The organism is Kitasatospora sp. NPDC001660, from assembly GCF_053596725.1.
On sequence record NZ_JBSFGU010000013.1, the window covers coordinates 140,627 to 162,271 of the forward strand.

The 21,645-nt window shown below is 71.6% G+C and carries 18 protein-coding genes; 6 read left to right on the forward strand and 12 right to left on the reverse strand.

The genetic code is table 11. The features are described from left to right. Positions 1 to 48: 48 nt before the first annotated feature. Positions 49 to 1,155: an acyltransferase family protein gene (locus ACWCXH_RS17010; RefSeq protein WP_449802247.1), complete on the forward strand. Its 1,107-nt coding sequence runs from the start codon at positions 49 to 51 to the stop codon at positions 1,153 to 1,155. Here the strand turns inward: ACWCXH_RS17010 and ACWCXH_RS17015 are convergent. From ACWCXH_RS17015 to ACWCXH_RS17055, 9 genes are all read right to left on the reverse strand, one after another. Beyond that, positions 1,145 to 1,618, reverse strand: a complete 474-nt coding sequence (locus ACWCXH_RS17015) for a GtrA family protein (RefSeq protein WP_449802202.1) — start codon at positions 1,616 to 1,618, stop codon at positions 1,145 to 1,147. The genes ACWCXH_RS17010 and ACWCXH_RS17015 overlap by 11 nt on opposite strands. A gap of 17 nt (positions 1,619 to 1,635) precedes the next feature. Continuing rightward, entirely contained in the window at positions 1,636 to 4,032 is a 2,397-nt protein-coding gene (locus tag ACWCXH_RS17020; RefSeq protein ID WP_449802203.1) for a hypothetical protein, read from the reverse strand. Between the two features lie 81 nt (positions 4,033 to 4,113). Continuing rightward, entirely contained in the window at positions 4,114 to 5,127 is a 1,014-nt protein-coding gene (locus ACWCXH_RS17025) for a glycosyltransferase family 2 protein (protein ID WP_449802204.1), read from the reverse strand. Positions 5,128 to 5,262: 135 nt separating this feature from the next. Continuing rightward, a complete protein-coding gene (locus tag ACWCXH_RS17030; RefSeq protein ID WP_449802205.1) occupies positions 5,263 to 6,459 on the reverse strand; it encodes an acyltransferase family protein in 1,197 nt (398 codons plus the stop codon). A gap of 211 nt (positions 6,460 to 6,670) precedes the next feature. Beyond that, positions 6,671 to 7,864 carry an elongation factor Tu gene (tuf, locus tag ACWCXH_RS17035; protein WP_449802206.1) on the reverse strand — a complete coding sequence of 398 codons (1,194 nt, stop codon included), beginning with the start codon at positions 7,862 to 7,864 and terminating at the stop codon, positions 6,671 to 6,673. Between the two features lie 234 nt (positions 7,865 to 8,098). Next, on the reverse strand, positions 8,099 to 10,204 hold the full coding sequence (gene fusA / locus ACWCXH_RS17040; RefSeq protein WP_449802207.1) for an elongation factor G: 2,106 nt from the start codon (positions 10,202 to 10,204) through the stop codon (positions 8,099 to 8,101). Positions 10,205 to 10,243: 39 nt separating this feature from the next. Next, the gene (rpsG, locus tag ACWCXH_RS17045; RefSeq protein ID WP_030055803.1) at positions 10,244 to 10,714 is read right to left on the reverse strand and encodes a 30S ribosomal protein S7; all 471 of its coding nucleotides are present in this window, start codon (positions 10,712 to 10,714) and stop codon (positions 10,244 to 10,246) included. A gap of 2 nt (positions 10,715 to 10,716) precedes the next feature. Beyond that, positions 10,717 to 11,088 carry a 30S ribosomal protein S12 gene (rpsL, locus tag ACWCXH_RS17050; RefSeq protein ID WP_014144289.1) on the reverse strand — a complete coding sequence of 124 codons (372 nt, stop codon included), beginning with the start codon at positions 11,086 to 11,088 and terminating at the stop codon, positions 10,717 to 10,719. A gap of 416 nt (positions 11,089 to 11,504) precedes the next feature. Further along, entirely contained in the window at positions 11,505 to 12,026 is a 522-nt protein-coding gene (locus ACWCXH_RS17055) for a DUF1707 and DUF4190 domain-containing protein (protein ID WP_449802208.1), read from the reverse strand. A gap of 238 nt (positions 12,027 to 12,264) precedes the next feature. Between ACWCXH_RS17055 and ACWCXH_RS17060 the strand changes: the two genes are divergently transcribed. The 4 genes from ACWCXH_RS17060 (at position 12,265) to ACWCXH_RS17075 (ending at position 17,285) form a co-directional block, all read left to right on the forward strand. Next, positions 12,265 to 13,110: an ABC transporter ATP-binding protein gene (locus ACWCXH_RS17060; protein ID WP_449802209.1), complete on the forward strand. Its 846-nt coding sequence runs from the start codon at positions 12,265 to 12,267 to the stop codon at positions 13,108 to 13,110. Continuing rightward, positions 13,107 to 14,723 (forward strand): transporter, encoded by a 1,617-nt coding sequence (locus ACWCXH_RS17065; protein WP_449802210.1) that lies wholly within the window; start codon positions 13,107 to 13,109, stop codon positions 14,721 to 14,723. Before ACWCXH_RS17060 ends, ACWCXH_RS17065 begins: the two co-directional genes overlap by 4 nt. 76 nt (positions 14,724 to 14,799) lie before the next feature. Next, positions 14,800 to 16,104 carry a DUF2786 domain-containing protein gene (locus tag ACWCXH_RS17070; protein ID WP_449802211.1) on the forward strand — a complete coding sequence of 435 codons (1,305 nt, stop codon included), beginning with the start codon at positions 14,800 to 14,802 and terminating at the stop codon, positions 16,102 to 16,104. Positions 16,105 to 16,166: 62 nt separating this feature from the next. Then, on the forward strand, positions 16,167 to 17,285 hold the full coding sequence (locus tag ACWCXH_RS17075; RefSeq protein WP_449802212.1) for an ADP-ribosylglycohydrolase family protein: 1,119 nt from the start codon (positions 16,167 to 16,169) through the stop codon (positions 17,283 to 17,285). 3 nt (positions 17,286 to 17,288) lie between these two features. Here the strand turns inward: ACWCXH_RS17075 and ACWCXH_RS17080 are convergent, their stop codons facing one another. Continuing rightward, positions 17,289 to 18,614: a serpin family protein gene (locus tag ACWCXH_RS17080; RefSeq protein WP_449802213.1), complete on the reverse strand. Its 1,326-nt coding sequence runs from the start codon at positions 18,612 to 18,614 to the stop codon at positions 17,289 to 17,291. Positions 18,615 to 18,699: 85 nt separating this feature from the next. On the opposite strand from ACWCXH_RS17080, the gene ACWCXH_RS17085 reads away from it, so the two are divergent. Next, entirely contained in the window at positions 18,700 to 19,338 is a 639-nt protein-coding gene (locus ACWCXH_RS17085; protein ID WP_449802214.1) for a hypothetical protein, read from the forward strand. 11 nt (positions 19,339 to 19,349) lie between these two features. On the opposite strand, the gene ACWCXH_RS17090 is transcribed toward ACWCXH_RS17085, so the two are convergent. Together ACWCXH_RS17090 and ACWCXH_RS17095 are read right to left on the reverse strand one after the other, a co-directional pair. Further along, positions 19,350 to 20,348, reverse strand: a complete 999-nt coding sequence (locus ACWCXH_RS17090) for an ADP-ribosylglycohydrolase family protein (RefSeq protein WP_449802215.1) — start codon at positions 20,346 to 20,348, stop codon at positions 19,350 to 19,352. 19 nt (positions 20,349 to 20,367) lie between these two features. Beyond that, positions 20,368 to 21,582 carry a cytochrome P450 gene (locus ACWCXH_RS17095; protein ID WP_449802216.1) on the reverse strand — a complete coding sequence of 405 codons (1,215 nt, stop codon included), beginning with the start codon at positions 21,580 to 21,582 and terminating at the stop codon, positions 20,368 to 20,370. Between the last annotated feature and the right edge of the window lie 63 nt (positions 21,583 to 21,645).

A 21,645-nucleotide genomic window follows, 5' to 3' on the forward strand; every position in this document is an offset into this window, starting at 1 on the left:
GCCGACCTGACCGTCGGCCGGGCGAACGCCTTCGGGGCGCTGCGCCTGCTGCTGGCAACCGCCGTCGTGGTGTCGCACGTCTACCCGCTCGGCTGGGGCCGGCCGGACCCGCTGTGGGCCTGGAGCGGTCAGCAGACCGACCTGGGCAAGAGCGCGGTCCTCGGCTTCTTCGCGATCTCCGGCTTCGTCATCACCGGCAGCGCCGGACGGCTGGGCGCCGTACGGTTCGTCTGGCACCGCGCGCTGCGGATCGTCCCCGGACTCTGGGTGTCGCTGCTCTTCTGCGCGGCCGTCCTGATGCCCCTGCTCTTCCGGTGGCAGCACGGCACCCTGACGGGTTTCTGGGACCGCTCGGACGGGCCCCTCAGCTACGTGACCAGCCTCGGCAGCAGCAGCCCGACCGCGGGCTGGGACGTCTCCGGGGTGATCGCCGGCGGCATCCGCGCCGGGACCAACTTCGACCACAGCCTCAACGGCGCCCTGTGGTCGCTCAAGTACGAGCTGCTCTGCTACCTCCTGGCCGCCCTGCTCGCCCTGGCCGGGTTGCTGCGGCGGCGGGCGGTCGTGCCCGCGCTGGCGCTCGTGCTCTGGCTGCTGGTCCTCTCCGGCGCCACCGACCTCCCCCCGGGCGTGCCCCCGGCCGGCGGGCCGGGCGTCACCGTGCCGCTCCTCGGCCAGCTCACCTGGCACCTGGCGACCGTGCTGGGCTTCGCGTTCCTGCTCGGTACCGCCTGTCGGCTGTACGCCGAGCGCGTCCCGGTCGACGACCGCCTCGCGCTGGCCGCCGCCCTGGCACTGGCCGCCACGCTCCGCTGGGGCGGCTTCGGCGCGATCGGCCAACCCGCCCTCGTCTACCTGCTGTTCTGGGCCGCGGCGCGGCTCCCCCGCTGGTGCCGGCGCCTCGACGGGACCGGCGACTACTCGTACGGGGTGTACATCTACGGCTTCCCGGTCGAACAGGCCCTGGCGCTGGTCGGCTGCGCCGCCTACGGGCAGCCGGCCTTCCTCGCCTGCGCACTCACCGTGACGGGCGTGCTGGCCGCCCTCTCCTGGCACGCCGTCGAGGAGCCGGCGATGCGGCTGCGCGGCTGGACGCCCCGGCTGCTGCGCCGGAGCGCCGACCGGGAGAGCGCCCCCGCCCGCATCACTTCTTGAAGACCCAGACCTTCATCAGCAGGAAGCGGACCACGGTGGCCAAGCCGTTCGCCACGATCAGGCCGCCCACCTCGACGACCTTGGAGGCGTGCGGGGCCACCACGTCGAGCAGGGCGAGGACGCCCGAGCTCAGCGCGAGCCCGATCACGAAGGCGACGGCCCCCTGCAGCTGGTGCCGCAGCGCCCCCTCGCTGCCGGTGATGCCGAAGGTGAACCGCCGGTTGGCGGCGGTGTTGGCGACGGCGCTCACGGCGAGCGCGATCAGGTTGGCGGCCTGCGGGTTGACCACCGTCCGGGCCACGACGTACAGCCCGAGGTAGAACAGCGTGCTCAGCACCCCGATGACCAGGAAGGACGGGATCTGCCGGTTGGCCTTGCCGGTGCCGGCGGTACCCCGCTCCCCGGTGTTCGGCGCCGCGGCCGCGTCGGTCGACTCGTTGGTGGAAACCATGTGGGAACCCATGCGATCTGGTTGTCGGGTCAGGAGAGCTCGTACACGGCCACCCGGCCGTCGTCGAAGACGGGGGTGGCGAGGGTCTTCAGGAGCGGTGACTCCGGGGCCGGCTTGCGGTCCGCCACCAGGTACCGGACGTGGTACCGGTCCCGCAGCTGCCGGAGGATGTCGGCGGTCGGGTGGTGGATCGCGTCGTCGTTCAGCTTGAGCAGCGGCTGGTCCCAGAAGCTGCTGGACTTCTCCGACATCAGCCGCGGCGAGTACGCCCAGCCCTCCACGAGCACCGAGCGCTCGGAGTAGGCACTGAGCCAGAACGACAGCGCGTTCCAGCAGTTCTGGCCCGCAACCGCGTAGTCGTCCTCGGAGCGGCAGTGGTCGTTGGTGACCAGGACGTCCGACGGCTTGCTGTGCGCACGCACCCAGCGCGCCGCCTCGACCTGGCTGGCCGGCATCGGCCAGGCGCCGTCCCAGACGACGTGCTTCGACTGCTGGACGTCCAGCAGCAGGGACGGCGCACCCGCCACGAGCGCGCCCGTGAGGAGCACCACCGCGCCGCGCCGCCGCAGCCCCGGCAGCGCCCGTCCGGCCGCCCACCAGAGCAGTCCGCAGACCGCGGCGACGGCGGCGAGCGCCGCGGCGGCGGCCAGCGCGGGCACCAGTGGTGCGTACGACTCGGCGCCCTTGGCGTCGCCGACCGCCTTGAGCGCGAAGGTCGCCCAGTCACCGGCGTAGTGGTGGATGCCGTAGGTCAGCAGGCCGACGAAGGCCAGGGTGCCGACGGCGAGCGCGGCCTTGCCCCGGGCGGACAGTGCGGCCCGCTCGAACACCTCGCAGTAGCCCCAGGCCGAGAGCAGCACGCCGAACGGCAGGCCGGCCAGCGTGAAGTAGCTGGCGTTGAAGCCGTTGACCACCAGGTAGACGGCCGGGCCGGCCAGGGCGCCGCCGAGCAGGAACCACTGGGACTGCTCCAGCCGGAGCCGGCGCCGCCAGATCAGCGGGATCATGCCCGCCAGGCGGAGCTGGTGGTTGAGCACGAAGGCGATCAGCGTCGCGGCGACGACCACCGCCTGGGTCACCGCGGTGCGGGTGTGCGCGGGGTCGGCCCAGTACCGCTGGACGTTGCCGAAGGGCACGACCTCCAGGCCGTAGCTCTCGAACCTGAAGAGCACGGCGGTGGCGAACAGCTGGGCGCCGGCCACGATCGCACCGAGGCGGACGATGGCCCAGGGGATCCGCCGGGTGCCGATGAGCACCATCAGGCCCGCGAACGCCAGGCCCGCCAGGGTGACCGGCAGCGAGCTCGCCTTGGCCGCGCTGGAGGCCAGCGCGAACAGCCCGACCAGGACGTAGGCGCCGCGGCCGAACGCCGGAGGACGCTCCCGCCCGTCCTCCTCCTCGTCCCCGCGGAGGCGCAGCGCGTCCGCGATCACCCCGATCAGCCCCATCAGCAGCGGCTGGCTGTAGGTCAGCGACAGGCTCGCCCAGGCCATCAGCGGCACCAGCGGCGCGCCGAAGGTCCAGTTGGGGGTGTTGTTCGGGTAGGCGGCGCTGAACTCGCCCACCACGAACACCAGCAGCGCCGCGACCGGTCCGACCCAGGCCCGGCCGGACAGCCGGTGCCCCACGACCGCGGTGATCACCATCGCGAGGGCGACCAGCGCGGGCACCATCAGCCGCATCTGGACCACCGGCAGGTCGATGTGGCCGACCAGGTCGGTCATCGCCATGTGCGCGAAGGTGAACCAGTGGTAGTGCAGCGGCTCGCCCGCCGCCTGGGGGAAGGTCAGCGGGAAGTTGTTCTTCGCGTTGCCCGCCAGCGAGAGCAGGTACGGCAGGTCGATGTACTGCCGGGTGGTCTCGGTGTCCGGGAGGATCGGGTTGCGGCTGAGGACGGCCTCGTAGAGGTACGCGCTGGTGACGCCGACGATGCCCGCGACCGACCAGTTCCAGCCGGTCGAGGTCCGCCGGTAGCCGCGCGGGAACCAGTGCCGCCGCAGCCGCGGTACCGCGAGGAACGGGATCACCACCGCCAGCGGCCACGCCGTGGCCGCCGACTGTAGGCCGAGCCCGACCAGCACGGCCCAGGCCGCCAGCTCCAGCACCAGGCCGACGACGGCGCCGAAGGCGAGGTCCTCGACCAGCGTGTGCGGGTGGCGGCGCAGGGTGCGGAACACCAGGGTCCCGGGCAGCAGGACGCCCCAGAGCACGTAGAACGTGTAGCGCGCGACGTCCGGGACCGAGGTGTCCGCGGCCAGGAGCAGGGCGACAAGGAGGGCGTACGCGGCCAGGGCGGGCAGGAACCGCACCAGCCGCGCCCCCGCTCCGCGAGGGGCGGGCGCGGCGCCGGGCACCGAGGCGCCGGTCCGCCCCTCGGCCGCGGACGGCGTCCCGAGGGCGGGAGCGGTGCTGTCAGTGGTGCCCATCGCGTGTCTTTTCTCCTGCGGGCTCGGCATCGGGGTGACGGTCGGTGGCGGCGTCCGGTCCCGGCGGGACCGGACGTGCGCTCACGCCACGTACTCGGAGACCTTCTCCGCCTTCGCGCCGCGGTCGTCGGCCGAGTCGTAGCCCACGAAGTAGGCCGGCCGGGCCTGGGCCGCCGAGTAGATCCGGCCGACGTACTCACCGAGCAGACCCATGCAGATCAGCTGGACGGCGCCGAGGAAGAGCATGCCGATGAACAGCGAGGACCAGCCGGGCACGGTCTTGCCCAGCGCGTACGCGATGGTGGTGTAGACGCCCAGGCCGAAGCAGAGCACGAAGCTCAGCATGCCGAGCCAGGTGGCGAGCCGCAGCGGGGCGGCCGAGAAGTTGGTGATGCTGTCGATGGCCAGGCGGAGCATCTTCGACAGCGGGTAGTGGGTGCTGCCGGCGACCCGCTCCTCGCGCACGTAGACGACCTCACCGCTCGGGAAGCCCAGCCACGGCACGAGCAGGCGGTAGACCGGCTGGTGCTCGGGCATCGCCTTCAGCGCCTCGACGGCGGCCCGGCTGAGCAGGCGGAAGTCGCCGGCCTGGTTGGGCATCTTCTTGCCGACGAGCTTGCGCATCAGCCAGTAGTACGCGCCGGCCGTGCGCCGCTTGAAGACGGTGTCGGTGCCGCGGTCGCCGCGCACGCCGTAGACGATGTCGAGGTTCTTCTCGCGCGCGAGCGCGAGCATCTCGGGGATCTTCTCCGGCGGGTCCTGGAGGTCGGCGTCGATCGACACGACGTAGTCGCCGAAGGCGCGGTGGATGCCGGCGGTCAGCGCGGCCTGGTGCCCGGAGTTGCGGGCGAAGCGGACGATGCGGAACTCCGGCCAGTCCTGGTGGATCTTCTGCATGAGCGCCGGGGTCGCGTCGGTGCTGCCGTCGTCGATGCCGACGACCTCGTAACTGATCCCGAGGCCGTCGAGGATCGGACGCAGCCGCTGGACGGTCAGGGGCAGCGCCTCCTGCTCGTTGTAGATCGGCATGACGACCGACAACAGCGGTGCCGACCTGGGGGCCTCGGGCTCTGCCGATACAGCTGCGGTGTACATCAGTTGTCGCCTGTTCCTTGTGAATGGGACGTTCGATCGGTGCCGGGCCCGGATGTCGGCCAGGCTAACAGCGGGTCTTTGCCTTTGGATGAATGCTTCTTGGGCGGATCATTCATCTCGACCCCCCGGCCGCTGTCAGGGCTTCTGCGGGGCGGGCTCGTCCGAGACCTGGCGCAGGGTCGCCATCGAGCGGTCCAGGGCGCGCTTGAGCACCTTCGACACCGGCCGTTCGACCAGCCGGTGGATCAGCCAGGCCGTGACGAGCATGGTGGCGAGTGCCGTGACCAGGGCCGCCTTGACGCCGAAGTCCCTCGTGAGGAGGAAGTGGATCAGCGTCCAGCCGACCTCCTGGTGGATCAGGTACAGCGGGTAGGTCAACGCTCCCGCGACGGTCAGCCACTTCCACTGGACCCAGTCGAACCAGCCCAGCGCCGCGCCCAGGACCAGCGCGAACGCCAGCGTCACCGCGATCGCCATGACGTTCCACGAGAGCGGGTGGCCGAGGACGTTGACGTACATGTCCTTGATGGAGTTCAGCCTGGTCAGCGCCAGGATCCAGGAGAAGCCCACGATCCCCCAGAGCAGCAGGTTCTGCCCGAACCTGTACATGAGGAACATGCCGACGCCGGCGATGAAGAACGGCGACTCCTCCGGCATGGCCATCGTGGTCAGCAGCGGTATCCCGGCCTGCGGGGCGAGGACCGCGAAGATGGTCCACGTCCCGCAGAACGCGACCACCTTGCGGTAGGTGAGGCCGGTCGCCACGACGATGGCGAACAGCAGGTAGAACCGCATCTCGACCCAGAGGGTCCAGTACACCCCGTCGACGTGCCGCATCCCGAGCGGGGTCTGCAGCATCGTCAGGTTGCCGAGAATCGTGGTCAGGTTGAGCCCGTCCCCGGCGCCCTGCCGGGCGAAGTGCTTGAAGTCGAGCACCACGAGGCTGGTCAGCGCGATGCCGGCCCAGTAGGCCGGGTAGAGCCGCACGATCCGGGAGACGAAGAACTCCCCCGACCGCTTCCCCCAGCAGCTCATGCAGATCACGAAGCCGCTGATCACGAAGAACAGCTCGACGCCCAGCCAGCCGTACGCCGCCATCCGGTTCACCAGCGGGAGCACCTGCTTGGGGGTCACACCGCCCTGCCAGATGCCGCCGATCCCGACGTAGGCCGTCCAGTGGAAGGACATCACGCTGAGGGCGGCGAACAGCCGCATCCCGTCCAGCGCGTACAGGCGGGGGCGCTTGGGCCGAAGGCCACCGGAATCGCCGGTCCGGCCGGCGGAGCGGCGCCGGAGCAGCGATGGCTTCGTCAGAAGCGGAGCAGAGGTCATTCCGGAGCGCTTTCGGCGAGGGGGGCGAAGAGAGCCACGGTCAGCCTCGCCCTGGCGACGGCTGCGGGTGCCTCAGTCTATCCGGCGGGGAAAGCGCCCACCCACACCGGTACCCGCGATGCCAGCCGACACGCCGAAGGGCCCCGCACACCCGGGGGTGTGCGGGGCCCTTCGGACTCGCCTGTGCGAAGCAGGCAGGTCAGAGCATCAATTACTTGATGATCTTGGTGACCTGGCCGGCGCCGACGGTGCGGCCACCCTCACGGATGGCGAACTTCAGGCCCTCCTCCATGGCGATCGGCTGGATCAGCGCGACCGTCATGCCGGTGTTGTCGCCCGGCATGACCATCTCGGTGCCCTCGGGGAGGGTCACGACGCCGGTCACGTCCGTGGTACGGAAGTAGAACTGCGGGCGGTAGTTGTTGAAGAACGGGGTGTGGCGGCCACCCTCGTCCTTCGACAGGATGTAGGCCTGGGCCTCGAACTCGGTGTGCGGGGTGACCGAACCCGGCTTGATGATGACCTGGCCGCGCTCGACGTCCTCGCGCTTGATGCCACGGAGCAGCAGACCGACGTTCTCACCGGCCTGGCCCTCGTCGAGCAGCTTGCGGAACATCTCGATGCCGGTGACCGTGGTGGTGGTCTTGGTCTCCTTGATGCCGATGATGTCGACAGTCTCGTTGACCTTGAGGATGCCGCGCTCGATGCGGCCGGTGACGACGGTGCCACGACCGGTGATCGTGAAGACGTCCTCGATCGGCATCAGGAACGGCTGGTCCACGGCGCGGGCCGGGGTGGGGATGGCCTCGTCGACGGCGTGCATCAGGCCGAGGAGCTTCTCGCCCCACTCCTTGTCGCCCTCCAGCGCCTTCAGCGCGGAGACGCGGACGACCGGCAGGTCGTCGCCCGGGAACTCGTACTCGGAGAGGAGCTCACGGACCTCGAGCTCGACGAGCTCCAGGATCTCCTCGTCGTCCACCATGTCGGCCTTGTTCAGGGCGACGACGATGTAGGGGACGCCGACCTGGCGGGCCAGGAGGACGTGCTCCTTGGTCTGCGGCATCGGGCCGTCGGTGGCGGCGACGACGAGGATCGCACCGTCCATCTGGGCCGCACCGGTGATCATGTTCTTGATGTAGTCCGCGTGACCCGGGCAGTCGACGTGGGCGTAGTGACGCGCCTCGGTCTGGTACTCGACGTGCGCGATCGAGATGGTGATACCGCGCTGCCGCTCCTCCGGCGCCTTGTCGATCTGGTCGAACGGCGTGAAGGGGTTGATCTCCGGGTACGCGTCGTGCAGCACCTTGGTGATGGCCGCGGTAAGGGTCGTCTTACCGTGGTCGATGTGACCGATGGTGCCGATGTTGACGTGGGGCTTCGTCCGCTCGAACTTCGCCTTCGCCACTGCAGTCCTCCTGAGGACAGTTCTGTACGCCGTGCTGACGTCAGTTGGTCTTGATCGGGCTTGGGTCCGCGGTGCAGGAGCACCTCGTACCGTCCCGCGGGTGGGGGCCGGAGGCCCCCGGGAGAATCCGGCCGGATTCTCCCGGGTCGCCTCCGAATAGCCTAAGGGTTCGCAATCGTCCCGAATGTCGGGACGTACTGCGGCCTCGGGTAGGGAGCCGGCTGGCGCCGGTCCTTACTCGCCCTTGGCCTTGGCGATGATGTCGTCCGCCACGTTCTTCGGAACCTCGGCGTACGAGTCGAACTGCATCGAGTAGCTCGCGCGACCAGAGGTCTTGCTGCGCAGATCACCGACGTAGCCGAACATCTCGGAGAGCGGCACCAGCGCCGTGACGACGCGGGCGCCGTGACGCTCGTCCATGGACCGGATCTGGCCACGGCGAGAGTTGATGTCGCCGATCACGTCGCCCATGTAGTCCTCGGGCGTGGTGACCTCGACGGCCATCATCGGCTCGAGAAGGACCGGCTTGGCCTTCTTGGCGCCTTCCTTGAAGGCCATCGAACCGGCGATCTTGAACGCGAGCTCGGAGGAGTCGACGTCGTGCGAAGCACCGTCGAGCAGCGTGACGCGGACACCCTGCAGCGGGTAGCCGGCGAGCACACCGAACTCCATGGCCTCCTGGCAGCCGGCGTCGACCGAAGGGATGTACTCCTTCGGCACGCGGCCACCGGTGACCTTGTTCACGAACTCGTAGCCCTCGGCCTGCTCGAGCGGCTCGATCGCGATCTGGATCTTCGCGAACTGGCCCGAGCCACCGGTCTGCTTCTTGTGCGTGTAGTCGATGCGCTCGACGGCCGAACGGATCGTCTCGCGGTACGCGACCTGCGGCTTGCCGACGTTGGCCTCGACCTTGAACTCACGCTTCATGCGGTCGACCAGCACCTCGAGGTGCAGCTCGCCCATGCCCGCGATGATGGTCTGGCCGGTCTCCTCGTCCGTGTTGACCTGGAAGGACGGGTCCTCCTCGGCGAGACGCTGGATGGCGACACCCAGCTTCTCCTGGTCACCCTTGGACTTGGGCTCGATCGCGACGCGGATGACCGGGGCCGGGAAGTCCATGGACTCCAGGATGACCGGGTTCTTCTCGTCGGACAGCGTCTCACCGGTGGTGGTCTGCTTCAGGCCCATGACGGCGACGATGTCGCCGGCGCCCACCGACTCGATCTCCTCACGCTTGTTCGCGTGCATGCGGTAGATCTTGCCGATGCGCTCCTTCTTGCCCTTGACGGCGTTCAGCACCGAGGTGCCGGACTCCAGGCGGCCGGAGTAGATCCGGACGAAGGTGAGCTTGCCCAGGTGCGGGTCGGACATGATCTTGAACGCCAGCGCGGACAGCGGCTCGTCGTCCGACGCCCTGCGGGAGATCTTGGTGTCCGGGTCGTTGGGCTTGGTGCCCTCGATGGACTCGATGTCCAGCGGCGACGGCAGGTACTTGACGACCGCGTCGAGCAGGGGCTGAACGCCCTTGTTCTTGAAGGCGGTACCGCAGAAGATCGGGGTGAAGTCCGAGTTCAGGGTGCCCTTGCGGATCGCGGCCTGCAGCAGCTCGACCGGGATCTCCTCGCCCTCGAGGGCGAGCTCCATGATCTCGTCGCTGACGTTCGAGACGGTGTCGATCAGCGCCTCGCGGTACTCCTCCGCCTGCTCCTGCAGCTCGGCCGGGATGTCGACGATGTCGTACATCTCGCCCTTGGCGGCCTCGGCCGACCAGACCAGCGCCTTCATGCGGACAAGGTCGACAACGCCCTTGAAGTCCGCCTCGGCACCGATCGGGAGCTGCATGACCAGCGGGGTGGCGCCGAGGCGGTCCACGATGGTCTGCACGCAGAAGAAGAAGTTCGCGCCCGTGCGGTCCAGCTTGTTGATGAAGCAGATGCGCGGAACGCCGTAGCGGTCAGCCTGCCGCCACACGGTCTCGGACTGGGGCTCGACACCGGCGACACCGTCGAACACCGTCACGGCACCGTCGAGGACGCGCAGCGAACGCTCCACCTCGACGGTGAAGTCGACGTGACCCGGGGTGTCGATGATGTTGATGGTGTTGTCGACGTCGTCGACCGTCCAGTGACAGGTCGTCGCGGCCGACGTGATCGTGATGCCGCGCTCCTGCTCCTGCTCCATCCAGTCCATGGTGGCAGCGCCATCGTGGACCTCACCGATCTTGTACGAGACACCGGTGTAGAACAGGATCCGCTCGGTGGTGGTGGTCTTGCCCGCGTCGATGTGCGCCATGATCCCGATGTTGCGGACCCTGGCGAGGTCAAGGGAGGTTGCAGCCATGGTGGCTCGTTCTCTCTCTGTCTAGTGACGGGGTACGGACTACCAGCGGTAGTGCGCGAAGGCCTTGTTGGACTCGGCCATCTTGTGGGTGTCCTCGCGACGCTTCACGGAAGCGCCCAGGCCGTTGCTGGCGTCGAGGATCTCGTTCATCAGACGCTCGGTCATGGTCTTCTCGCGACGGGCGCGGGAGTAACCGACCATCCAGCGCAGCGCCAGGGTGCTGGCGCGGCCCGGACGGACCTCGACCGGGACCTGGTAGGTCGCGCCACCGACACGGCGGGACTTGACCTCGAGGGCCGGCTTGACGTTCTCCAGCGCACGCTTCAGCGTGACGACCGGGTCCGAGCCGGTCTTCTCACGGACGCCCTCGAGGGCGCCGTAGACGATCCGCTCGGCGGTGGAGCGCTTGCCGTGCAGCAGGATCTTGTTGACCAGCTGGGTGACGACCGGGGAGCCGTAAACCGGGTCGATGATGACCGGGCGCTTCGGGGCGGGGCCCTTACGAGGCATTCTTACTTCTCCTTCTTGGCGCCGTAGCGGCTGCGGGCCTGCTTGCGGTTCTTGACACCCTGGGTGTCGAGCGAGCCGCGGATGATCTTGTAGCGGACACCAGGAAGGTCCTTCACACGGCCACCGCGCACCAGCACGATGGAGTGCTCCTGCAGGTTGTGGCCCTCGCCCGGGATGTAAGCGGTGACCTCGATCCCGCTGGTGAGGCGCACACGGGCGACCTTACGAAGCGCCGAGTTCGGCTTCTTCGGGGTGGTCGTGTACACACGCGTGCAGACCCCACGGCGCTGCGGGGAGCCCTTCAGCGCGGGAGTCTTGTTCTTCTCGACCTTGTCCTGCCGGCCCTTTCGGACCAGCTGCTGGATCGTAGGCACCGTTTCTCCGTTTTCTGTGTGCCAAGGCTTGGTGGAACTAACCTGCGGTGTTTCCCTCGCACACGACCCCGTGGTCGACCCACGCGGTCGGGTGTGTTGGGCCTATTCCGACACGGAATCCCATGAGCTGATGTACAGCGACGGCGCTCTACGCGCGGAGCGCTGGAGGGCGCTCCGGCTCGGCGCGGCGACCGGTGTGCATGCACGCACAAGGACCCGGGGACACCCCAGGCACAAGGTCAGAGCGTACCTAGCGCATGGGGCGCGGTCAAAACAAATGCAACGCCGCAGGTCGTGGCCGTCGGCCGGGTGTCGCGGGGGTGTCCCGCGAACGGCCGCCCGGTGACGGACCGTCCTCATGCCGCTCTACCACACCCGGGGGGCGGGTGCCACTCGGGGCTCGCCGCCGACGGTGATCAGCCGCGGCTCCCCGCCAGGAAGGCCGCCATGAACATCAGGGTCCAGAACGCGGAGCCCAGGTAGCCGACGGCCAGGCCGACGACCGCCGCCCAGTCCCCGTCCTGGTTGCGCTGCCTGATCTGCGAGCGGGCGATGTGGCCGGTGATCACCGCGGGCAGTGACAGCCCGGACAGGCCGAGCACCATCGAGGTGATGGCCAGGCCGTTGGTGCTCCGCACCGGGTACGGCGGGTAGGGCATCGGGGGCGGCGGGTACGGCTGGAACGTCTGCGGCACCGGCCGCCCGTCGTACGCCACCGGCGGTGCCAACGGGCCGGACGGCAGATCGGCGACCAACGCGGACAGCTGGCCGTAGGTCTGCGCGACGCTCGCCGCCTCGTGGCGCTGCTCGTACTCCTGAATCGACAGCCGGCCCTCGGCGTACGCGGCCTTCAGCACGTCGATCGTGCGGTCGCGATCCGCGTGCGCCGCCCGCATCGCGGACTGCGGCGCGGACTCACCCCACGGCTGGACAGCCATCCGTCGCCTCCCGACACCCCGGCGCGCCCCGCGCGCCCAACTGGTCCTCATAGTGCCGGACGAACGGGGCGGCTGAGTAGTTGCCAGTCCGAGGCAGGGGTTTGCGGGAGGCGGCGTGGCTCACCCGTTCGGCGGACAGACTCAGGGGATCCTCAACTCGGACGACAGCCCGTTCGGCGAGTGACAGGCTGAACCCGAACGGCCCACCGGCCGAGAAGACCGACGAGAAAGGGCTGCCATGCAGGCGTCCGCGCCTCCGCCGTCCGGCGTATCCGGACCCGCCACCCCGTCCGCCCCCTCCGCCGTCAGCATCCAGGGGCTCTGGAAGCACTTCGGCACCCAGGCCGCCGTCGCCGGCCTCAGCCTGGAGCTGCCGGCCGGCGCGTTCATCGGACTGGTCGGCCCGAACGGCGCGGGCAAGACCACGACGCTCTCCATGGTCACCGGCCTGCTCCGGCCCGACCAGGGCACCGTCCTCGTGCACGGCGGCGACGTCTGGGCCGACCCGGTCGCCGTCAAGGCGCGGATCGGCATCCTGCCCGAGGGCCTGCGGATGTTCGAGCGGCTCAGCGGGCGCGAACTGCTCCAGTACAACGGGCGGCTGCGCGGCCTGCCCGGCGCCGAGGTGGACCGCCGGGCCGAGGAACTGCTGGCCGTCCTGGACCTCGCCGCCGACGCCGACAAGCTCGTCGCCGACTACTCCACCGGCATGCGCAAGAAGATCGGCCTCGCCGCCGCGCTGCTGCACAACCCCGACGTGCTGTTCCTCGACGAACCCTTCGAGGGCGTCGACCCGGTCTCCGCACAGACCATCCGCGGCGTGCTCAAGCGGTACGCGGCGGCCGGCTCCACGGTGGTCTTCTCCAGCCACGTCATGGAGCTCGTCGAGCAGCTCTGCGACTGGGTCGCCGTCGTCAACGCCGGCCGGGTGATCGCCCACGGGCCGCTGGACGCCGTCCGCGGCGGGCGCAGCCTGCACGAGGCGTTCCTCGACCTGATCGGCGTCCGCGAGGACGACGGGCAGGCGCTCGGCTGGCTCGGGGGCGGGAACGTCGGGGGCGGGAACGTCGGGGACGGCCGGTGACCGCGGCCGTGCCCGACGGGCGGACGGTCGTCCGCGCGCTCGTGGCGCTCAAGCTGCGGCTGCTGCGCAACGGGCTGAAGCGCAGCCCGGGCCGGGCCGGGGTGTACGTCGCCGGCGCCGTGGTCGGCCTGCTCCTCGCCTCCGGCATCGCCTTCGCCCTGGCGGTGCTCGACGGCCGGACCGCCGGCTCCGGGGACGTCGGCGTGATGCTGGTCGGCGTGCTGGCCCTCGGCTGGGCCGCGATCCCGCTGTTCCTGTTCTCCAGCGACGAGAGCGCCGACCCCACCCGGCTCACCATGCTGCCGCTGCAACCCGGACCGCTGCTGCGCGGCGCGCTGCTGGCCAGCCTGATCGGGCCCGGGCCGCTGGTCAGCCTGGTGCTCGTCACCGGCGCGGCGCTGTCCGGCGCGAACGGCGGCGCCTCGGCGGCGACCGCCGTGATCGGCGTGCCGCTCACGGTGCTCTGCCTGGTCACGCTCTCCCGGGCGGTCGCGGCCGGCAACGCCCGGATGCTGTCCAGCCGGCGCGGCAAGGACTTCGCGATCTTCGGCGGGCTGCTGTTCGCGCTGCTCGTCCAGGGCGCCAACGTCGGCTGGCAGAGCATCTTCGGCCGGCCCGGCTCCGACGGACACCTCGACCTCAGCCCGCTGCGGCCGATCGCCGCCGTGCTGCGCTGGATCCCGCCGATCAGCGCGATGGACGCGGGCCGGACGGCCGGCGAGGGCCGGTACGCGCTCGCGCTGCTCCAGCTGGCGCTGGCCGGCGCCCTGCTCGTCCTGCTGCTGCGCTGGTGGCGGCGGAGCCTCCAGGAGCTCATGGTCACCGCGGACTCCTCGACCCTGGAGGTCGCCCGCGGGGTGCGGAGCTCGCGCGGCTGGGGCTTCCTGCCGGACGGACGGGCCGGCGCGGTGATGCAGCGCCACCTGCGGTACGGCTGGCGCGAGCCGCGGGCCAAGGCGGCGGTGTTCACCAGCATCGGCATGACGCTGGTGATCTGCGTGCTGTCGGTGGTCCAGGGCTGGTCGAGCGTCTACCTGCTGGCGATGACCGGGATGTTCCTCGGGCTGCAGATGCTCAACCTGTTCGGCATGGACGGCTCGGCGTTCTGGATGGTCGCCGCGACCCTGCGCACCCCGTCCGACGCCCGCGACGAGCTTCGCGGGCGGGCGTACGCGGTGCTGTCGTACGCGGTGCCCGTGACGGTGGTGCTCGGCCTGGTGCTGACCGTCGTCACCGGGGACTGGGCGCACCTGCCGTCCGCACTCGGCCTCGCCCTCGGGCTGCTCGGATGCGGGATCGCGATCGGCTCGGTGCTGAGCGTGCTCGCGCCGTACACGATGCCCGCGGACAGCAACCCGATGCGCAACGCCGCCCCGGGGCAGAGCGGGCTGGTGCTGGTGAACCAGTTCGGGTCGATGTTCGGCGTCACGCTGCTGGGCCTGCCGATGGGCGGTTACCTGGGCTGGGCCCTCGCCACCGACCGGCCGACCTGGCCGGTCCTGCTGATCGGCCCGCTCTACGGCGGCCTGATCGCCTACGCCGGCGTCCGCCTGGCCGGCGCCCGCCTGCTGGAGCGCACGCCGGAGATCCTGGCGAAGGCCATCGAACGCTGACCGCCGCGGCAGGGGCCCGGGGCTCCGGCATCATGGGCTGGAGGAAACGGGCCGTCGACGAGAGCAGGGACACACCGTGGGCAAGCGGGCGCAGCAGGGTGGCGGGGACGCCGGGCCGCTGCTGGAGCAGGCGGTGCGGTCGGTGCTGACGGCCCCGGACGAGATGCTGGACCTCGCGCTGGACACGGGCGCGTCGTCGCTGGCCGCGTCGGCCGGGCAGTGGCCGGCGGTGAGCCGGGCGGTGCTCGGGTACGCGGACACCGCCGTCGGGCGGTGCTGGTCGGCGGGGTGGCGGCCGGCCGACCTGGTCCGGGTGGTGCGGCGCGAGCTGAAGCCCGTCCATCTCCCGCTCGCCGTGGACCTGATCGCCGCCGAGGGCCGCCGCCACCCGGCGGCCGCGCTGGACCGGCGCTGGCAGGAGCAGCTGCGCGAGCTGGAGACCGAGGTGTGGTGGCAGGGCGACGACGGCTATCTGGCCGCGTTCGCCCAGCGCCACCGACTGGACCGCTTCGCGCTCGCCACGGCCGCCCTGGAGCTGCTGCGCACCTGGGGCCGGCTGCCCCCGATCGCCCCGGTCGGGCCCGCCCCCGGGCTGGGGGCACCTCCCGGCCGCCGGGCTGGGGAAGCGCCCGCCCGCGGCGCCGCCGGCCGGGTGCCGGGCGAGCCCCGGATGCTGGCGCGGGTCCGGGCGCTGCTGGCGAAGGCCGAGTCCACCGAGTACCCGGAGGAGGCCGAGGCGCTGACCGCCAAGGCCCAGCAGCTGATGGCCCAGCACAGCATCGACGAGGCGCTGGTGGCCGCCGTCGGCGCCGACCGGAACGCCCCGTCGGCGCTGCGGATCGGCGTGGACAACCCGTACGAGGGCCCGAAGACGATGCTGCTGGACGCGGTCGCGGCGGCGAACCGGTGCCGGGTGGTGTGGGCGAAGGAGTTCGGCTTCTGCACGGTGGTCGGCTTCGACGGCGACCTGGACGGCGTCGAGCTGCTGTACACCTCGCTGCTGGTGCAGGCCACGCACGCGCTCAACAAGGCCGGCGCGGGCCGGGATTCGCGCACCAAGGCGTTCCGGCAGTCCTTCCTGGTCGCGTACGCGGCGCGGATCCGCGAGCGGCTGACCGCCGCCACCGAGCGGGCCACCAGCGCCGCGGCGGCCGGGCGGCACCTGCGCGAGGACGGCACCGAGGAGCAACTGCTGCCGGACGAGCGACTGTTGCCGGCTCTCGCCGCCCGCTCCGAGGCGGTGGACGAGGAGGTCGGCCGGCTGTTCCCGAAGCTGGTGTCGCAGCGGGTGCGGGTGAGCGACGGCGAGGGCTGGGCGGCCGGCCGGGCCGCCGCGGACCGGGCCGCCCTGCACGGGCGTGCCGGGGAGATCCGCCGGTAGTCGGCCGTTCGCACCGGAGTGACCTGATAGAACGTAGTCCGCCACGAACAAGGGGGATCGACGTGACGGACTGGGCGGCCGACTCGGGACACCGGGACCGCGTGCGCGGAACACTGCTCGGCGGCGCGATCGGCGACGCGCTGGGCTGGCCGGTGGAGTTCCTGCAGCTGTACCAGATCCGGGACAAGCACGGGCCGGACGGCGTGACCGGGCTGCCGCCCGCCGCGCGCCCCGGGACGGTCGAGGTCACCGACGACACCCAGATGACGCTGTTCACCGCCGAGGGCCTGATCCGCGGTTTCGTGCGCGGCTGGTCGGGCGGCGGCGGCTCGGTGCCGGAGGCCGTCCACGGCGCCTACCGGCGCTGGCTGCTGACCCAGTACCAGCCCGCGCCGGACGCCGCGCCGCTCCCCCGCCCGTACGACGGCTGGCTGCTGCGGCAGCCGTTCCTGTACGCCCGGCGGGCGCCGGGCAACGCCTGCCTGAGCGGGGTGTCCGAGCACCCGGAGTTCCGGGCGCCGGCCCGGATCGGGCTGCCCGGGCCGATCAACCCGGGCTCCAAGGGCTGCGGCACGGTGATGCGCTCGGCACCGTTCGGGCTGGCCCGGCTGGGCGTGGACCAGGCCTTCGGGCTGGCCGTGCAGTGCGCCCAGCTGACCCACGGTCACCCGACCGGCTACATCGCGGCGGGCGCGTTCGCGGCGCTGGTCGAGCGGCTCGTGGGCGGCACCGAGCCGTGGGCGGCGGTCGGCGGGACCGTCGACCAGATCCGCGAGCTGCCGGGCTCGAAGGAGACGGTGCAGGCGCTGGCCCGGGCGGTCCGGGTGGCCCAGGAGTCGGAGCCCTCGGCGGAGGCGGTGGAGCGGGTCGGGCTCGGCTGGATCGCCGAGGAGTGCCTGGCCATCGCGGTGTACTCGCTGCTGGCCGCGACCCTCGCCCCCGACCCGGTGCGCACCGCGCTGCTGCTGTCGGTGAACCACTCCGGGGACAGCGACTCCGCCGGCGCCGTCTGCGGCAACCTGGCCGGTGCCGCGTACGGCGCCGCGGCCCTGCCGCCCGAGTGGGTGGGGGCGGTCGAGGGCCGGGCGGAGCTGCTGCAGGTGGCGGACGACCTGCTGGCGCTGTTCGGCAGCCGGGATCCGTCGCACCCGGCGCTCGGCGGCCGCTACCCCGCCTGGTGAGGCCTACCGGGCCTGCGGGTCGGTGACCTGGCCGAGGAAGAGCGGCCGCCCGCCGGCGGTGTCCCGGATCAGGAACAGGAACGGCCGGTCGATGTGCAGCTGGGCGGGGTGTGCCGCCGGCGCCGCCGCCCCGGCCATCCCCGCGCCGCTGCCGGCCGCTGCGACCGTGCCGTCCTCGTCCACCTCGATGTCGGCCTTCTGCACCACCGTGCCGACCCTGAGCGGCTCCGTGGTGATGCCGCCGAATTCGGTCTTGTCGAAAGCCGCGTTGACGCCGAGCGCACGCAGGGCCGGGGTGAGCTCGTTGGACGTGTCGAAGCGGAAGCGCGGGAGCTGGAGGTCGACGGGCCGCTCGGCGAGCCCGCCGAGGATCCGGTCGAGCTGGGCCTGGTCCAGCCCCTTCGTGAAGGCGGCGAAGCCGCCCTGCGCGGGGACGATCAGGTCCATCGCCAACCCGCCGTCCGCGTAAGGGAGTTCGACGGCCTGCCAGGGCTCGCCGACGATGCCGCCGGAGCCCTCTGCGTACTTGAAGCTGCCGCTCTGGCCCATCGTGCTGACGGTCGGGGTGGAACCGTCGAGCTTGTGGAACGGGCGGTCGGCGGTGTGCTCGGACTTGAACGGGGAGGCCCACTTCGCCTTCAGGTAGAGCGCGTCGGTGAGGACCATGCGGGTTTCGCCGGTGATCTGCCCCCGCGCGAAGAGCTCCTTGATCCGTCCGTCGGTGGCCTTCTCCACGGCCGCGTTGACGGCCTTGCGGGCGTTCTCCGGGTCCTTGGCGAAGTTGGCGGGGTGCACGCCGGTGTCGAAGGCGGCGGCGAGGGTCTGCAGGTAGTCGGGCTGCACGGGGTAGCCCTGCTGCGCCCAGAGGTCGTCGGACTGGCGCAGGGTGACCTGGTCGCCGGCCGGGGCCGGGCGGTCGAGCGCGCCGGTGGCGAGGGCGTACTGCTGCGGGGTGAGGCCGGTGTGCAGGGCCTTGGCGAGCTCGTCGGCGGTGGTGCCGCGGGCGCCGGGCAGCAGCATCGCGAGCAGGGTGGCCAGGCCGGACGGGGAGAGCACGAGGTTGCGGCCGGCGCCGTCGGGCGTGGCGGTGAGGGTGTGCAGGAGGTCCAGGCCGAAGGCGTTGGTGCCGGCGGCGGTGGCGGCCACCTGCGCCGGGTCGACCGCCGGGCGGGTGGCGGGCGCGGAGACCCGGATCACCGCGGGCGCGGCGGGCGTGGTGGCGCCGGTGCTGCCGCAGCCCGCGACCAGCGGGGCGGCGAGCGCGGCGGCGAGGAGCAGCGCCGCCGGGCGGCGGGGGCAACGGGTTCCGATGGGGCTGCGGTGCGTCATGGCCCTTCGACGTGACGGGGGGCGTGCCGGTTCCGTACCGCCTGTGCCATGATCGTCTGCCGTCAGGCCGACTCCGGGGGGACACATGAGCCGTATCAACTGCCCGCAGTGCGGAACGCTCGACCAGGTGCGGAGCGTCCCGAGCGTCTACGAGTCGCAGACCAGCACGTATTCCGGGACGAGCACCGGCTACTCCTCCGGCGTCGCGTACGCGAGCGGGGTCGGGGTGATCCCGACGTTCGGCAGCTCGACCGTCCACACCTCCGGTGCCTCCAGCAGCCTGCTGGCGAACCAGATCGCGCCGCCGCCCCCGCCGCGGCTCGCCCGGCCGGGCAGCGGGTGCGGGCTGGCGATCCTGGTGGCCGTTGCGTCGGCCTGGGGGGTGGTTCTGCTGCCGTACCTGTTCACGTCCGGCGATCAGCACGCCGGGCGGAACACCGCGATCATGTTCGCCATCCTGGGCGGTCCGTTCGTCTTCGCGGCGGTGATGATGCTCGTCAATCGCGCGAAGTTCCGCCGCCGTGCCCAGCAGGACTTCCAGGCGCACTCGGCGGTGTACCCGTCCTACGCCGCCGCCTGGAGCGCCGCCTACCTGTGCCAGCGCTGCCACGTCGCCTACGTGCCGGAGGGCGCGCTCCCGATCGCCGCCTCGCCGGCCGTGCCGGTGCACCGCTTCCCGGACCTGGTCGCCGGCACGGCGGCCCGGCTGCGCGGCGAGGCTTAGCACCGGGGGGATCAGTCCCAGAGCGCGCCGAACTCCAGGAGCTCGTCCCGGTGCTCGATCCGCTCGACCCACTCGGCCGGCCAGGCCGCCTCACCGTGGTGGGCGCCGGCGAAGGCGCCGGTCAGGCAGGCGAGGGAGTCGGAGTCGCCGCTGGAGTAGGCGGCCCGGCGGACGGCGGCCACCGGGTCGTCCGGCAGCAGCAGGAAGCAGAGCAGCCCGGTGGCGAAGGCCTCCTCGGCGATCCAGCCCTCGCCGGTGATCAGGCAGGGGTCAGCCTCAAGGTCGTGCGCGGCAAGCGCGGCGTCGAGGTCGTCGAGCGACTTCAGACAGTCGTCCCAGCCCCGCGCGAGGACGGCCTGCGGCGAGGAGCCGTACCAGCGGTCGGCGAGGTCGCCGAGCCAGAACTCGTCGTACCGGTCGCGGCGCGCGAGCGCGTACGCGCGCAGCATCGCAGGCAGCCCGACGGGCGGTACACCCTCGGCGAGCTTGCGGACGGCGTACGCGGTGAGGTCGCTCGCGGCGAGCGCGGTGGGGTGGCCGTGGGTGAGCGCGGACTGCAACTGCGCGGCGCCGGAGTGCTGCCGCGCGTCGAGCTCGCGGATCAGGCCGATGGGGGCGACCCGCATGTTGGCGCCGCAGCCCTTGGAGCCGACGTCGCTCGCCTGCTGCCAGCGGTACTCGTCGTGGCTCAACCGCTCGCAGGCGCGCAGGCAGGTCATGCCGGGGGCGCGGTTGTTCTGCGGGGAGCGCCACCAGTCGACGAACTCCTCGCGGACGGGCCGCTCCAGGCGCAATGGCGTGAGTGGCCCGCGGGCGAGGGCGGTGCGCAGGCCGCGGGCGAGGGCGAGCGTCATCTGGGTGTCGTCGGTGACCAACGCCCGCTCGGGAAGCGGGAGTTGCCACCAGTCGGGCCAGTCGTTCGCGATCATCTCGACCGTCTTGAACTCCGTCACCCGGCCGATCGCGTCCCCGATCGCCAGCCCCAGCAGCGCACCCGTCGCCTTGCCCACGGCCACTCCCCCTCTTCCGTCACACCTCGACCAACAGCTCCTTGAGCCCCCGGATCACGTAGCCCGGGCGCCACTCGGGCTCGCGGACGAGCCGCAGGCCCGGCGCCCGGCGCAGCAGCGCGCCGTACGACTCGGTGAGCTCCAGTCTGGCGAGCGGGGCGCCGAGACAGAAGTGGATTCCGGCACCGAAGGTGATGTGCGGGTTGTCGGCGCGGCCGAGGTCGAGCCGGTCCGGTTCGGCGAAGCGCTCCGGGTCGCGGTTGGCGGAGCCGAAGAGCAGGGCGATCTCCGAGCCGCGCGGGATGGTGACGCCACGGACCTCGACGTCCTCCAGTACCCAGCGCTCGAACATCTGCAACGGGGTGTCCCAGCGCATGAGTTCCTCGACGGCGGTGGGCAGCAGCCCGTCCACGTCGTGGCGCAGCCGGGCGAGTTCGCCGGGGTTGCGGAACAGCGCCCACCAGCCGTTGCCGGTGGTGTTGACGGTGGCCTCGTGGCCGGCGTTGAGCAGCAGCACGCAGGTGGAGACCATCTCCTGCTCGCTGAGCGCGTCCGTGCCCTCCTGGGCCTGGATGAGCGCGCTGATCAGGTCGGTGCCGGGGGCGGCGCGGCGCTCGCGGATCAGGGCGCGCAGGTAGTCGGAGAACTCGATGCTCGCGGTGACCGCCCGGCGGGCCGCCTCCTCGGTCGGGTTGAGCTCGAACATCCCGGTGATGTCGGCGGACCAGGGTCGCAGCAGGTGCCGGTCGGCCTCCGGGACGCCCAGCATCTCGGCGATCACGGCGACCGGCAGCGGCTCGGCGACGGCGGCGATCAGGTCGCCGCCGCCGGCCGCGAGCAGCCCGTCCACGAGCTCCGCGGCGAGCCGCCGGACGGTCGGCCGCAGGCCCTCGACCATGCGCGGGGTGAAGGCCTTGGAGACCAGCCGGCGGATCCGGGTGTGGTCGGGCGCCTCCAGGTCGAGCAGCCCGTGGTCGTTCAGCGTGTGGAACGGCTCGTGCGCCGGGTCGGGCGCGGGCCGGCCGAACTCCTCGTGGCTGAAGCGGTGGGTGTACGTCCGCCCGAGGCGTCGGTCGCGCAGCAGCGCGCTGACGTCCTCGTGGCGCGAGACGAGCCACTGCTTCGTCGGCTCGTAGTACGTCACCGGCGCGTGCTCGCGCAGCTCGGCGTACGCGTCGTACGGGTGGGCCACGAACGCCGCCGACCAGGGGTCGAACTTCGCCGTCGTCGTCATCGGTCGATCACTCCAGGCCGAGAGGGGGAGCCGGAAGGATCATCGTACGCATGCGGTTCGTCC

What these genes read in the sequence shown, in the direction of transcription:
- ACWCXH_RS17030 (WP_449802205.1), bottom strand. Translation starts at nt 6,459, where the DNA reads ATGACCTCTGCTCCGCTTCTGACGAAGCCATCGCTGCTCCGGCGCCGC.
- fusA (WP_449802207.1), bottom strand. Translation starts at nt 10,204, where the DNA reads ATGGCTGCAACCTCCCTTGACCTCGCCAGGGTCCGCAACATCGGGATC.
- ACWCXH_RS17020 (WP_449802203.1), bottom strand. Translation starts at nt 4,032, where the DNA reads ATGGGCACCACTGACAGCACCGCTCCCGCCCTCGGGACGCCGTCCGCG.
- ACWCXH_RS17025 (WP_449802204.1), bottom strand. Translation starts at nt 5,127, where the DNA reads ATGTACACCGCAGCTGTATCGGCAGAGCCCGAGGCCCCCAGGTCGGCA.
- ACWCXH_RS17085 (WP_449802214.1), top strand. Translation starts at nt 18,700, where the DNA reads ATGAGCCGTATCAACTGCCCGCAGTGCGGAACGCTCGACCAGGTGCGG.
- ACWCXH_RS17095 (WP_449802216.1), bottom strand. Translation starts at nt 21,582, where the DNA reads ATGACGACGACGGCGAAGTTCGACCCCTGGTCGGCGGCGTTCGTGGCC.
- ACWCXH_RS17080 (WP_449802213.1), bottom strand. Translation starts at nt 18,614, where the DNA reads ATGACGCACCGCAGCCCCATCGGAACCCGTTGCCCCCGCCGCCCGGCG.
- rpsG (WP_030055803.1), bottom strand. Translation starts at nt 10,714, where the DNA reads ATGCCTCGTAAGGGCCCCGCCCCGAAGCGCCCGGTCATCATCGACCCG.
- ACWCXH_RS17060 (WP_449802209.1), top strand. Translation starts at nt 12,265, where the DNA reads ATGCAGGCGTCCGCGCCTCCGCCGTCCGGCGTATCCGGACCCGCCACC.
- ACWCXH_RS17015 (WP_449802202.1), bottom strand. Translation starts at nt 1,618, where the DNA reads ATGGGTTCCCACATGGTTTCCACCAACGAGTCGACCGACGCGGCCGCG.
- ACWCXH_RS17055 (WP_449802208.1), bottom strand. Translation starts at nt 12,026, where the DNA reads ATGGCTGTCCAGCCGTGGGGTGAGTCCGCGCCGCAGTCCGCGATGCGG.